Source organism: Paenibacillus sp. J22FR21 (genome assembly GCF_056269135.1).
Window position 1 is genome coordinate 196,967 of record NZ_JBWDNJ010000004.1, and the last position, 13,454, is coordinate 210,420.

The following is a 13,454-nucleotide window of genomic DNA, read 5'->3' on the forward strand; positions in this document are numbered from 1 at the left end:
ATGGTGGCCGGAAATTCGGCAAATTGGGCGTTAAACGAACGGACGAGGGTGGACTCATTAGGGTCAATTGCACATGAAATCCAGAGGTCGAATCGGGCTTCCTTAACAGTATATGGTTCTGCAAAAGCATATATACGATGTAGGCATTGGCACAGCTAGTGAGGGATTGGAATGGAAGGGCAATCGTGGTATATTAGGCGGATTTTCATGCTCCCCTAAACGAACAAAAGCTTCCCGTCAGGAAATGCATTTCCTGACGGGAAGCTTTATAGGTGCGAAGATCGATTAGTTTTGCATGATAAAGTCGTTCTGCGCCATTTCGGATTCGTTATACATCTTCAGAATCTCGTAGCGTGTATTACGCTGTGCCGGGATCTTGCCTGTCTCACGAATTAAGCGAAGAATGGAATCAATGTTGACCTTATGCGTCGTACCGGCAGCGGAAACCACGTTCTCTTCGATCATCGTGCTGCCGAAGTCATTACAGCCGTAGGAAAGGGAAAGCTTGCCCACTTCCGGCCCCATCGTCACCCACGAAGATTGGAAGTTATCGATATTGTCGAGCGTAATCCGGCTGATCGCTAATGTTTTCAAATACTCTTCAGGCGTCGCTTTCTCCCGCTTCATATTCGTGTTCTCCGGTTGGAATGTCCACGGAATAAACGCCAGGAAACCTTTGGAATCATAGCCGTTCGCCAAACACTCATCCTGTGCATCACGGACACGAAGTAAATGAAGCGCACGCTCTTCCATCTCTTCGCCGAACCCGATAACCATCGTAGCTGTCGTGTTCATGCCGATGCGATGAGCGGTCTTCATAACGTCCATCCAGTCCGTCCAGGAGCCCTTCAACCGGCTGATCTTACGTCTTGTCCGGTCATCGAGAATCTCTCCGCCGCCGCCCGGAAGGGAGTCCAGTCCTGCACGATTCAGCTCGCGCAGCACCTCTTCAAGCGATTGTCCGCCTGAGAGCAATACCATCTTATGAATCTCCGCCGGGGAGAAGGAATGCATCGTAATGCCTGGGTAATGCTGTTTAATCTTACGCAATAAGTCCAAGTAATACGAGAACGGAAGCTCTGGATTCACGCCGCCTTGCATCAGAATCTCGGTTCCACCGACATCCATCGTTTCTTTGATCTTCTGCAGGATGACTTCATCCGAAAGCACGTAACCTTCCTTCGAGCCGGGTGCCCGATAAAACGCGCAGAATCGGCAGTACACATCGCATACATTCGTATAGTTAATATTCCGTCCGACAACAAAGGTCGTTACCGGATCAGGGTGGTGCCGCAGCATAATCTGATTGGCCACATGGCCCATTTTCTCAATTTCATCGGATTCAAAAAGTGTCACGCACTCCTCAAGTCCAATCCGTTCTCCTTGCAGTGCTTTATCTAAAATGCGATCTACCTGTTGCACGTCGGAGACCTCCTTCTCTATCAACATATCCGTCACTTGCTACGTTTCAACTAATACTACCACAAACGCCAACCAGCGTCATGCACCGACATCGGCCGAAAAAGCCAGCCAAAACGGCGAAAAACGCGGCTAGTCCGCCGGGACTGCCGCGTATCGCATTATTTAGCCTTTAAGCGCTTGATCCAGATCCGCAATCAGGTCATCAATATCCTCTAGACCGACCGAATAACGAAGCAAACCATCCGTAATTCCGCGTTCATGACGTACCTCGCGCGGCATCGCCGCATGCGACATCATAGCCGGATAAGACAAAATACTTTCAACAGCGCCAAGACTTACCGCTACGAGCGGAAGCTTCACGCGGCTAAGAACGGCTTTCGCGCGCTCGCCGTCACCTACGTCGAAGGATACGACTGCGCCGTAACCCTTCGATTGTTTCTCATGAACTTCGCGGCGCGGATGGTTCGCAAGACCCGGATAGTACACGCGTGTAACTTCCGGATTGCCCTCGAGCCATTCTGCCAGCTTGCGAGCACCGCGTTCGCTATGCTCCATACGCGCTTGCAGCGTCTTCATGCCGCGGATCAGCAGCCATGATTCTTGTGCCCCCAGAACGGTGCCAAGACCGTTCTGCAGCTGCTTCAGCCTGCGGCCGAGGCTCTCGGTTGCCACAACGGCAAGACCTGCAAGCACGTCACTGTGGCCGCCCAGAAACTTCGTAGCGCTGTGCAGCACGATATCAACCCCAAGCTCGATCGGGCGCTGATGGTACGGTGTCATAAATGTATTGTCCAGCAGCGTAATCAGCTCATGCTCCTTCGCCCATGTCGCGATCTCACCGATATCGGTAATTTTCAGCGTTGGGTTAGAAGGCGTCTCCATGAAGACCGCCTTCGTATTCGGCTGAAGCGCTGCTTTCACAGCCTCGAAGTCAGTCATGTCCACGAAGGTGGACTCAATGCCAAGACGGTTCAGCACCGTTGTCAACAGGCGGTAGGTACCGCCATAAACGTCCTCGGTTACGATGATGTGATCACCCGTCGAGAACAGCAGGAACGCGGTCGAGATCGCTGCCATGCCGGATGCAAAAGCAAACCCGCGAACGCCGCCTTCAAGCAGCGTAATGTAATCCTCCAAAGCCTGACGTGTCGGATTGCCGGAACGGCTGTAATCGTACGTCGGCGGATTGAAGATATCGTGATGATGGAAGGTAGATGCTTGATAGATCGGTACGCTTGAAGCGCCGGTATGTTCGTCGATCTCAGCCCCGAAATGAATCAATTTCGTTGCAAATTGCTTCTCGTTGTTGTTCTTGCCCTTGTCCGGATTCTGCTCTGCCATGATGGTTTATGCCTCCCCAAGCTCGCGTTTTGCTGCTTCAAAGGCTTGCGCCAAATCCGCGATCAAATCATTCACATGCTCAATGCCGACTGAGAAACGAAGCAGACGGTCATCGACACCGATCCGCTGACGAATTTCCAGCGGAATATCCGCGTGCGTTTGAACGGCCGGATACGTCATCAGCGATTCCACGCCGCCGAGGCTCTCTGCGAAAGCAATCAGCTTAATATGACGAAGGATCGGCTCTATATAAGCGGCTTTCTTCAAGCGGAACGAGAAAATACCTGTGTTGCCGGAGGACTGACGGTTCTGCACCTCATGTCCCGGATGATGAGGAAGTGCCGGATAGTATACATCCTCAATCACTTCATGCGTCAGCAGCCAGTTTGCGATCGCCGTCGCATTTGCTTGATGGCGTTCCATCCGCAGCGCCAGCGTCTTCATGCCGCGCATCAGCAGCCACGAATCCTGTGGTCCAAGAACAGCGCCGAGTGAGTTGTGCAGGAAGCCTATTTCAGCGGACAATTCCTTGCCCTTCGTGACGATAAGACCTGCCAGCACGTCATTGTGGCCGCCAAGGTACTTCGTTGCACTGTGCACGATAATGTCAGCACCAAGCTCGATCGGGCGTTGGAAGAACGGAGTGAGCAGCGTATTATCGACAATGGACAACAGTCCTTTGGACTTTGCCCATGAACAAACCCGTTCCACATCCGTAATCATCATCAGCGGATTCGTCGGTGTCTCGATCAAGATCGCCTTCGTAGCTGGTGTAATCAGCTGGTTCATCGCATCAATGTCATTCGTGTCCACGTAAGAAGCCGATACGCCGAAGCGAGTCATAATCCGCTCCAGCAAGCGGTATGTACCGCCGTATAGATCCAAGGAAACGAGCAAATGATCGCCTTGGCCAAACAGCGAGAAGACAGTGGTCAGCGCAGCCATGCCGCTGCTGCAAGCAAATCCGGCATCACCGGACTCCAGCTCAGCAGCCGCTTCTTCCAGCACGCTGCGAGTCGGACTCTTCGTGCGGGCATAGTCAAAGCCGGTGCTTTCGCCAAGCTTCGGGTGGCGGAAAGCTGTTGCCTGGTAGACCGGGAAGCTGACAGCTCCGGTAACAGGCTCTTTAATGGATCCAATTTGCGCTAAGCGGCTTTCTATTTTCATCTGAAGTGACTCCCTCTCGTCGAATAATGAACTTCATATCTAAATGCCTGCACCTAAGTCATAAGGGGTTTGCTGATAAACGTAGTAATTCAACCAGTTCGAGAACAGCAGATTGGCATGCGCTCTCCAGCTCGACAACGGAAGCTTCGACGGATCATTGTTTGGATAGTAATTCTTCGGCAAAGCAATATCCATTCCTTTGGCCACATCACGATCGTATTCCGCTTTGAGTGACAACGGATCATACTCCGAATGGCCGGTTACGAATACTTGTCTGCCATCTTTGGAAGCGACCAGATATACGCCGGCATCCGGCGATTCAGACAGGATATCCAGATCCGGAACATTGTCGATATCATCGCGGCGTACTTCCGTATGACGCGATTGCGGAACCAGGAACAGTTCGTCAAAGCCGCGTACAAGAGGAACATTGCGCTTCTCCACCGTATGCGGGAAAACGCCGAACACTTTGTCCGTCAACTCGTATTTGGGAATCCCGTAGTGGTGATACAATCCCGCCTGTGCGCCCCAACAAATATGGAAGGTTGACGTTACTCGTCGAGCCGACCAATCCATAATATCCTTCAGCTCTTCCCAATAGTTGACCTCTTCGAATGGAAGCGTCTCTACAGGTGCGCCGGTAATAACCAAGCCATCATAGTATTCATGCTTGATATCTTCGAACGTTTTATAAAACGACTCCAAATGCTCGGACGACGTATTCTTCGACGTGTGGGTCCTCGGATGAAGCAGCACGACTTCCACCTGCAGCGGCGTGTTCCCAATTAAGCGAAGCAGCTGTGTTTCGGTCGTTTCTTTAGTTGGCATTAGGTTGAGAATCGCGATCCGCAGCGGACGGATATCTTGATGATAGGCTACGCTCTCATCCATTAGAAAGATATTCTCATCAGTCAGAACATCTTTCGCAGGCAATTGGTCTGGTACTTTAATCGGCATGATAATCTCTCCTTGTCTGCTTGGATTGTGACTGAGGAGCGCAATGAAAATAGCCCCTCTCATTAGAGAGGGGCACAAATGTATCGTTCATGCGCCTCTCATCTCTCAGAAACATACGTTTCCGCAAGAATTAGCACCGTACGTTTACACGCCGGTTGCCGGGCTTCATCGGGCTAGTCCCTCCGCCTGCTCTTGATAAGAAAGCTTGCTTATTTAATTAACGGAAATACCTTAGCTCCTACTTTAAATCATTCCTTTATTCCCGTCAAGGAGCCCACCTCTACCATCGTCAAAAAACGCGTAACCATGGGCTTTTCCCTGCATATGCTGTTACAGAACCATAGACGCTACTTTCTTCTTGAATGGAAAGACATTGTCGGAGTATACTAGACAAGAATTACGCTTTAACTAGTGAATAATTGACCACAAAAGGGGTGTTTACGACTATGGAAGGCGACCCGAGGCCTGCGGGCAACCGCACTGATAACCGGTTTATACGGAAGATAGCAGGAAGGCTCGCGTCATCGAGCCGTATTCGCAAACGCGCCGCTTCTAGATAGATGGACTAGAGCAAGCAGGGCGGCACCGCGCGCAATATGGCTTGCTTGATGTTGCGCGATTCTGTTCTCCTCCTCTTAGCCGGCATCCGGGAATTACTGCAACAACGAGAGGAGGAACGCGGATGAAAATCCGTCACGTGAATCAAGGTGTTTTCACACCGGTTGATGACATTCAAGCAGCCGTCGTGCCGCCTGCCGAAGGCTTCTACTGGATTGATGCCGACGTAGATGACCTCGCCGTGCTCCAGCCGATATTCGCGCTGCATGAGCTGGCAGTGGAAGACTGTCTGAGCGAAGAAGAGCAAAGGCCTAAGATTGAAATTCATGAAGGCCATTATTTTATTGTAATTAACAGCATCCGATTTGATGATGAAGAAATTTTCCTACGTGCCTTGAACATTTTTCTGGGCCGCCATTATATTATTACCGTTACGAAACAGAAAATTAACGAGCTTCGCGCGTTGAAACCGATCCTGCTCGAAGAGCAAGTCAGCAGACCCGACCGTTTCCTCTATCATTTGGTCGATATCGTCGTTGATAATTACTTCCTCGTCGGCGATCGGATTGAAGCGCGGATCGAGAGCTTGGAAGAAGATATTCTGGTCCACACCAAGAAATCGCATCTGAATGAAATCATCGGACTTCGAAGCGAGATTCTCTGGCTCAAGAAAGTACTTGGACCGCAGAAGGAGCTTATCGCAACGCTTAATAAGAAAGACCTGAAGCTGATCGACGATCAATTGCAGAAGTACTTCAGCGATATCTATGAGAATGCCGTTAAGATCGCCGAGACCTTCGAGACCTACCGCGATCTGATGGGCAACTTACGAGAGGCTTACCAGTCTTCGCTTGCGAACCGCGCGAATGAAATCATGCGTGTCTTTACCGCACTGACCACGATCTTCATGCCACTCACCTTCATCACCGGAATTTACGGAATGAATTTCGACTTTATACCCGGGCTTCATCTGCACGGCGGCTCCTACTTGCTGCTCACTTTCATGCTCATGCTCGGTTTCGGAATGTTCTTCATTTTCCGCAAGAAAGAATGGCTATGATCGGCGAATTAATAAAGCTCTCCCGGGACGTTCGCGGCCTCAGGAGAGCTTTTGTTATGTTTAACCGAATGGCAGCTTAAAGGTCTTCTTAGTCAGCGGGTACAACCATTTGACGCCGCTTGGCGTCAGTGTATCCGCAATAAGATGGGATAGATAACCGCTTATTGCAGTGTAGGCAATCCCTTCGATCTCCAGCTGTTGCTCAAGCCCCCATCCGATTGCTCCCCATGCAGCAACTGCCCAAACGGTATGCGTTAACCCTCGGTGATTCAACCAAGGTACCCATGCAACATACAGGCCAAGCCCCATCAGCCAATGATGACCGATCGCATAACCAGCATACAGAAGCCCTAAGCCGATTATACTCACAAGCGCATCCCGAATCATACCGTTGCGAGAGATGAGACCCAGAAGAAACACGGCTGCTGCGGCAATCGTGAGATACGGATACAATAAATCTTCAAACCAATATAAATACCCCGCTGCTGCTCCTGCTGCGACTCCGCCCCACAGCATGAGTGCGCGGATTATCCTTGCCGGCTTGCTAAGCTTGCTGCTCAGCATGTTCGTACCGTCCAGATCCGCGCTCAAGGCGGAAAATGCCGCAACGATGATAAATGCCGCTGCATTGGTTAGCGTAATGGGATGCGTGGCAGCAGCAACCACCCCGATCGCGACGCCAATCGCCAAGTGTGTCGTCCCTTTCATACCTGCCTCCTCCTTCTGACTGACCATGTAGAAGCGCTGATCGAACGTCAGTTCGCTTTTCGAATGATTATACCTTCTTTTCCATTCTCGTTCAATAGGAATTCCGACATATAAAAAGGCATCGCTTGAAGTGCATTCAAGTGATGCCCCGTATGATAGCTGTGATGAATTGGCAACCAGGCAGCTACGAGTTACACAAGCCCCTCTCCTGCCAACGCTTCTTTGCGGCCTTTGGCAAAATCCACAAAATACAGCAGGATGATACCAATGATGAAGAACGCCAGGAGCGCAAGTATGCCCAGCCGGCTGGACCCTGTTATCGTGCCGACAACGGAGAATACAGCTGGTCCGGCTACAGCGGCGAATTTGCTCGATAAGCTTAAGAAGCCGAAGAATTCGGCCGTTCGCGTTGGCGGCACCAAAGTGGCGTACAGCGACCTTGCCGTAGCTTGGCTCCCTCCTTGCACGAAACCGACCATAACAGCCAGCGCATAGAAATGAAGCGCGCTCGTCATGAAGTATCCAAGCATAACAATCAGCACATATACAAGCAGCGAGCAATAAAGCGAGTACTTCATCCCGATACGCGAGGCGAATCGGATGAAGAGCAGCGTACACGGATAGCCGACAAACTGCGTAATCAGAAGTGCAGCTATCAAATCCGATGTTTCAATTCCGATGCCGCTGCCATAAATCGTCGCCATGACGATCACCGTACTAATCCCATCATTGAAGAACCAGAAGGATGCCATATACTTAAGCAGCTCCGGGTAATGCTTCAGCGTCTTCATCGTATTGGTGATCCGTTTCATCCCGCGCTGAATCCGATCACCGAAACCTGCAGAGGTCCCTCTGGCGGTCTCCTTCACATTGCGCATAATCGGAAGCGAGAACAAGATCCACCAGATCCCGACCGTAACAAAGACGGTTTGCGTTGCCACTGTTTTATTAGGAAAGCCCACTAACGACCATTTCTCAATCATGATTAAATTGACTAGCAGCAGCAAGCCGCCGCCTAAGTAGCCCATCGCATACCCTTTATTACTCACGGCATTGAGTGTCTCCGGTGTCGAAACCTCCGTAATTAATCCATCATAGAACGTATTGGATGCGGCAAAGCCGATCGTACCGATGACAACCAATATAGATGCAAGCAGCCAATCATTGGTCCCAACAAACGCCATGCAGATGGTCGCGATTGATCCGATGAACATGAACACCGATAAGAAACGTACCTTCGAACCTGAATAGTCAGCAATCGCTCCCAAAATCGGACATAGAATGGCTACGAAAATCATTGCAATGGTTTGCGTATACCCCCAGTAATTCTCAGCTGTATTGCCGCTCAAATCTGCGCCAGCCACCGTTTTGTAGTAAATCGGCATGACCGCGGCCATAATGGTTGTGGCAAAAGCAGAATTGGCCCAATCGTACATCATCCAGCTGCGTACTGCCTTCGGATTCATCCTTTTCGCTCCTTTATGGCGCATGAATTGTCACCTTAAACCAACATTCGACAGCATCCTAATTGAATCCTGCTCCAACTCCGGGCGGCCCACAGGCTGTTTCGTACCTTTTGCCGTCGAGCTGATTTTACATTATAATGATATATAGCTGTGATAAAAATCTTTAATCGCTAAAGGAGGGATTCCGTGAATATTAACCAACTCGAAACGTTGCTAACCATCTCACGCACCATGAGCTTTCGTAAAGCAGGAGAGCTGCTTAATCTAACGCAGCCGGCCGTTTCTGCCCAAGTCAAGAGCTTAGAGGATGAGTTTAAAACGGTTCTAATTGATCGGAATCAACCCGTCACATTAACGGACCGCGGACAAGTGTTTCTTGATCACGCCGAGCGTATATTAGCCATCGTAGAAGAATTGAAGCAGAAGCTCTCTGACCTAAGCCAAACGCCGCAGGGTCATATCGTGCTGGGAACGACCTCTTCGATCGCGATTCAAATTTTGCCTCGGGTGCTGTCTTATTTTCAAAACCAATTTCCGCTTATCAAAACAACGATTCACTCCATGCCTTCTTCCGGCGTTATGGCCAGCGTAGAGAATGGTACCGTAGATATCGGCATCACCTATTTGTCGGAACGCAATCCAAATGTGGAAACATCCATCCTGTATTACGACACCTACGAACTCGTCGTTGCTCCCGAGCATCCCATGAGCCATTTGAAGCATACTACCGTAGAATCACTCAAGGACATTCCCATGATTATGCTGTCACCGGACACATTAGGACGACGTTTTCTGGATCAAATCTTCCGCAAATATAACTTGCACCCGAACATCGTCATGGAGCTTTCGAGCAGCGAGGAAGTGAAGCGAATGGTCGAAATCAATTTAGGCGCCGCAGTGGTCTCTAAGCTCTCCATTGCCAAAGAGGTTCAACTCGGTACGCTCAAGCGGATTAAAGTCAATGAGCTCGATATGAGCCATCCTGTCGGGTTGGTTTATAAGTCAGGACGGTACATCAACTCAGCGATGCAGCAGTTTTTGAGCGATTTGAAGGGTATGCCCGAAGATCATTTCATTAGCAGCGAGTAGGAGGAGATTCAGCTTGAAATTTGATTTACATACGCACCACTTCCGGTGCGGGCATGCAGACGCTAATATCGAGGATTATATTAAAGCCGGAATCAAGGCGGGACTGTCCGTCATCGGAATTTCAGATCATTCCCCTTATTTTGCAAGCGAACAGGATCAACCGAATCCCGGCATTGCAATGGGAAAAAGCGAATTTGTTCATTATGTAGAGGAAGTGCTGCGGCTTAAAGCCAAGTACGAAGGCACTATCGACGTCCTGCTCGGTGTGGAGTCCGATTTCTTCCCTCAGCACGCTCAGGTTTATCGCGATGTCTATGCCGGTTATCCTTTTGATTATATTATCGGTTCCGTCCATCAGTCGCGCGGCGTCAGCATCTTCAATCGAAACCGCTGGAAGAACCTCTCCGAAGCACAGCACATCGATGAGAAACGCCATTATTACGAGCTTATCGGCCAATCCGCCCGCAGTGGCATGTTCCAAATTCTCGGTCATATCGATGCGATGAAAGGGTATTACCCTGCTTTCTCCGCCATTGCCGCCGATGCAGCGATTGATGATTGCCTCAAAGTCATTGGGGAGAGCAGCGTCTCCATCGAAATCAACACCTCCGGCAGTACCAAAGATGCCGGCGGCTGGTATCCGTCTGATGCGATATTGGAGCGTGCATTGCACTTTGGTGTGACGGTATCTTTCGGGTCTGATGCTCATAAACCGAGCCGAGTCGGCGAAGATTGGGAGCTTGTTGCGAAGCGTCTGAAGGAAATCGGGTTTACGGAATGGTTCTATTACAAGAATAAGAAGCCCGTAAGTGTAGCCCTGTAGATAAAAAAGTGGACCTGCACGCGGCAGGTCCTAAGTCATATATAATCAAAAGGGGGTCTTGGTTATTATAATACCCCTCCAATATGAAGGAACGATAACAGAACCATTTCATTTGTGTAACATTTAAAAATACGAGATTGGTGGAAAGTTACATGTGGTTTGCAGCAGCCGTAGGCAGTGCGGTACTGTTCGGGTTGGCTGGCTGGTGGATGAAGGTGTCCCAGATGCAGAGCGGTTCCTCCGCTTACCTGCTTCTGGGTCTTTATATTTCCGGGACCTGCGGATTTGGCATTCACGCCGTTTTGGAGCATACGTTGCTGCCATCGCTCGCTGATCCACGCGTTTGGCTCGCCGGCTTGCTTATCGGTGCAGGCTCCGCCCTCGGGAATGCGCTCTTCATGAAAGCATTGGAGTGGGGACCTGCCAGCCTGACATCACCGCTAACGAATATGAATATCATTCTGGTCATTGCGCTTGGCACCTTCGGCTATAACGAACAACTTTCGAAGACTGAGCTTGGCGGCGTTCTGCTGCTCCTGCTCGCCGTCGTGCTTGTCTCCATGCAAGGCAAAGAAAAAGCCTTCCGCATAGCACCGCGATGGTACTTCTACGTAGGCATCAGCATTCTGCTCTTCGCGATTCGTAATGGCGGGCTTAAGGTCACAGGAGACCTTGGGCTAAGCAGCGCTCCGATCTTATTCGTCGCTTACAGTTTATCGATTGTTTGGTTCGCCTTTGTTGCGCGCCAAGAGCGATCCCGCAGGAGCTCGCTCGGCAGCTTTCGTGCAGGTGCGCAAGAAGGTTCAAGACTCATGCAGAAGTCGCTTCGCTCAGCATCGATTGGAATGAAGTGGGGGCTAGTCGCCGGGCTGTTCTCCTACGGCGGACTGCAGCTCTATGCAATCGCACTCGAAACGGGGCGAGCCAACATAGCCGGCCCCGTATTTGCCGCCAACAGCTTGGTAGTGGCCGCAGGCTCGATCATCCTATATCGCGAGCGATTGAATACTTATCAATGGACAGCTTTCATACTGACCATTGCCGGGATTGTCCTCATACGACTATAAACGAATAACTTCATTCGGAGTTTCGTCTCAAGAATACTTTGCGCAGCGTTGTTTCGACGTTACTCAGGTTCCGGCGGATGTATCGGCGGAACCGCCCCGCTGCGGAAAGTTTCATCACCGAGCCCCATCCATCGTAACGCCCTCCACTGCCTGCCAGCAGTGAATGAAGCTCGCGTACGCGCTCATTTACCGTATCAAGCCGAACGTCCTCGAAACGGCTAATCACCAGCGGATACGGATAGCCCTGCTCGGGGTTCCCCTCCTTCTCCTTCTCGATGACATATCCTAATCCCTTGAGCATCGACTCAATTTCGCGTCTGTCGTCGTCCTCCCGAAACAGCAGCCAGTGATAGACATTCCTGGGCTCGCCGATATTATCCCCTTTGTGAATCAGCGCATAGATCATCTGTGCATTATGCACAAACAGCTCCTCAAGTGCATCCGGCAGCATAAACCTATAAAATTCCCACTGTGGATCTGGTTTGCGATAGACCTGTGCTCGGAAAGTCCAATTCTGATCCAGCCAAGCATGAATTTCGGGAAGATCAGGGCTCTGCCCTTTCGTATAATAATAAAACTCAAGCCGAGTTGCTGCGTTGATGCGCCCAATATAGATGGCACCTACAGTACTTTTCAGCCAATGTTCAAGCTTGGATTCCAACTGCTCCAATTGTTTGACAAAATCCCGATTCGAACGATTATGCGCACGAACCGGATATAAGTTAATCGTAATCGAGAGCAAATCCGTATACGGTGTCAGCGGAGCGGAGGTACGATATCCGACATTAATCAACACTCGCAGCTGCTCCGATTCCGTCCGGCGTTCATAAAATCCCCAGTTGTCCGACATCCGGCACCTCAATATCGTGGTATGATAACAATTCTATAGCGTCTTAGAATTATTTCGGTTATGCTTGCAAAGTTAATAAGGATTTTGGGAAAATTACCCATGTGTATCCAACTAACTTAAATATAGTATATAATGAATGAAAAGCATTTGTCTTCTCTTGGCGAATAGCCCTCCCTTTTGAAAACGTCATGTGCTACAATAGAATCATTGAAAAGTGGGGTGATAACGTGGATTATTCCAAAATGTGCCCAAAGTATGAGTGCGCAACAGAGCTACTCGGCAAAAAATGGACTGGCATGATCGTTCGCGTTCTGCTCGGCGGGCCGAAGCGGTTTAAAGAAATGAAAGAGCAAATCCCGGAGATGAGCGATAAGATGCTGACCGACCGGATGAAGGAGCTCGAACAATTCGAAATCATTAAACGTAACGTCTATCCGGAAATGCCGGTTCGAATTGAATATGAATTAACTGCTAAAGGACGGGGATTAGAACCCGTTATCCAATCGATTCAAGATTGGGGCGAGAATTGGTGTTAGAAGCTGCCGTGAATGACGGCAGCTTTTTTACTTACGGGAAAACGTGCTATAATGTTGCACCTTCCACCAAAATCTTGTCGTAAATTGCTACAAACAGGTGAATTCAATAGGTAATTCGGTCCAAAGGGGCTGCTTGCTGCTTGCTGCTGACCAGAGCATCACAACGTCCAGCCCGCTTTTGTTTCGAGGAGTGTGGATGGTTCTAACGAACCGTGGAGGTCCTATTTGGCGGTTCGCATCTGGTTTGGAGCCAATTTCTCCATAATAAGACCTTTACGGTTCGTTAGCTTTTCATAAGACCCAAATCCAGTCAAATAACGCCTCTACGGTTCGTTAGATTTTCGAGGTGAAGTGGATTAACCTGGAATGGAGAGCATAAACGGAGAATTCTTCGCCAATCTGTATTTGTA

At 49.9% G+C, this 13,454-nt stretch carries 12 protein-coding genes and 1 riboswitch; of the genes, 5 read left to right on the plus strand and 7 right to left on the minus strand.

Annotation, left to right across the window (positions count from 1 at the left end; all coding sequences use genetic code 11):
* Window positions 1-285 precede the first annotated feature (285 nt).
* From mqnC to metA, 4 genes are all read right to left on the minus strand, one after another.
* Complete coding sequence (mqnC, locus tag AC0YNS_RS16310) at window positions 286-1,422, minus strand: cyclic dehypoxanthinyl futalosine synthase (RefSeq protein ID WP_475782047.1); 1,137 nt, start codon at window positions 1,420-1,422, stop codon at window positions 286-288.
* Between the two features lie 162 nt (window positions 1,423-1,584).
* Window positions 1,585-2,763: an aminotransferase class I/II-fold pyridoxal phosphate-dependent enzyme gene (locus AC0YNS_RS16315; protein ID WP_475782048.1), complete on the minus strand. Its 1,179-nt coding sequence runs from the start codon at window positions 2,761-2,763 to the stop codon at window positions 1,585-1,587.
* A 6-nt stretch (window positions 2,764-2,769) separates the two neighbouring features.
* Window positions 2,770-3,930: a PLP-dependent transferase gene (locus AC0YNS_RS16320; protein WP_475782049.1), complete on the minus strand. Its 1,161-nt coding sequence runs from the start codon at window positions 3,928-3,930 to the stop codon at window positions 2,770-2,772.
* A gap of 39 nt (window positions 3,931-3,969) precedes the next feature.
* Complete coding sequence (metA, locus tag AC0YNS_RS16325; RefSeq protein WP_475782050.1) at window positions 3,970-4,887, minus strand: homoserine O-acetyltransferase MetA; 918 nt, start codon at window positions 4,885-4,887, stop codon at window positions 3,970-3,972.
* Between the two features lie 95 nt (window positions 4,888-4,982).
* Window positions 4,983-5,089, minus strand: a riboswitch (SAM riboswitch).
* 480 nt (window positions 5,090-5,569) lie between these two features.
* Between metA and corA the strand changes: the two genes are divergently transcribed.
* Complete coding sequence (gene corA / locus AC0YNS_RS16330) at window positions 5,570-6,505, plus strand: magnesium/cobalt transporter CorA (RefSeq protein ID WP_475782051.1); 936 nt, start codon at window positions 5,570-5,572, stop codon at window positions 6,503-6,505.
* Between the two features lie 60 nt (window positions 6,506-6,565).
* Here the strand turns inward: corA and AC0YNS_RS16335 are convergent, their stop codons facing one another.
* Together AC0YNS_RS16335 and AC0YNS_RS16340 are read right to left on the minus strand one after the other, a co-directional pair.
* The gene (locus AC0YNS_RS16335; protein ID WP_475782052.1) at window positions 6,566-7,213 is read right to left on the minus strand and encodes a metal-dependent hydrolase; all 648 of its coding nucleotides are present in this window, start codon (window positions 7,211-7,213) and stop codon (window positions 6,566-6,568) included.
* Window positions 7,214-7,404: 191 nt separating this feature from the next.
* The gene (locus tag AC0YNS_RS16340) at window positions 7,405-8,679 is read right to left on the minus strand and encodes an MFS transporter (RefSeq protein ID WP_475782053.1); all 1,275 of its coding nucleotides are present in this window, start codon (window positions 8,677-8,679) and stop codon (window positions 7,405-7,407) included.
* 186 nt (window positions 8,680-8,865) lie between these two features.
* On the opposite strand from AC0YNS_RS16340, the gene AC0YNS_RS16345 reads away from it, so the two are divergent.
* The 3 genes from AC0YNS_RS16345 (at window position 8,866) to AC0YNS_RS16355 (ending at window position 11,658) form a co-directional block, all read left to right on the plus strand.
* A complete protein-coding gene (locus AC0YNS_RS16345) occupies window positions 8,866-9,768 on the plus strand; it encodes a LysR family transcriptional regulator (RefSeq protein ID WP_090981979.1) in 903 nt (300 codons plus the stop codon).
* Between the two features lie 13 nt (window positions 9,769-9,781).
* Complete coding sequence (locus tag AC0YNS_RS16350; protein WP_475782054.1) at window positions 9,782-10,591, plus strand: histidinol-phosphatase; 810 nt, start codon at window positions 9,782-9,784, stop codon at window positions 10,589-10,591.
* A gap of 152 nt (window positions 10,592-10,743) precedes the next feature.
* Window positions 10,744-11,658, plus strand: coding sequence for an EamA family transporter (locus tag AC0YNS_RS16355; protein WP_475782055.1), 915 nt, complete (start codon window positions 10,744-10,746; stop codon window positions 11,656-11,658).
* Between the two features lie 10 nt (window positions 11,659-11,668).
* Here the strand turns inward: AC0YNS_RS16355 and AC0YNS_RS16360 are convergent, their stop codons facing one another.
* Complete coding sequence (locus AC0YNS_RS16360; protein WP_475782056.1) at window positions 11,669-12,508, minus strand: DUF695 domain-containing protein; 840 nt, start codon at window positions 12,506-12,508, stop codon at window positions 11,669-11,671.
* A 227-nt stretch (window positions 12,509-12,735) separates the two neighbouring features.
* On the opposite strand from AC0YNS_RS16360, the gene AC0YNS_RS16365 reads away from it, so the two are divergent.
* On the plus strand, window positions 12,736-13,044 hold the full coding sequence (locus tag AC0YNS_RS16365; RefSeq protein WP_090981986.1) for a winged helix-turn-helix transcriptional regulator: 309 nt from the start codon (window positions 12,736-12,738) through the stop codon (window positions 13,042-13,044).
* The last annotated feature ends 410 nt before the right edge of the window (window positions 13,045-13,454 follow it).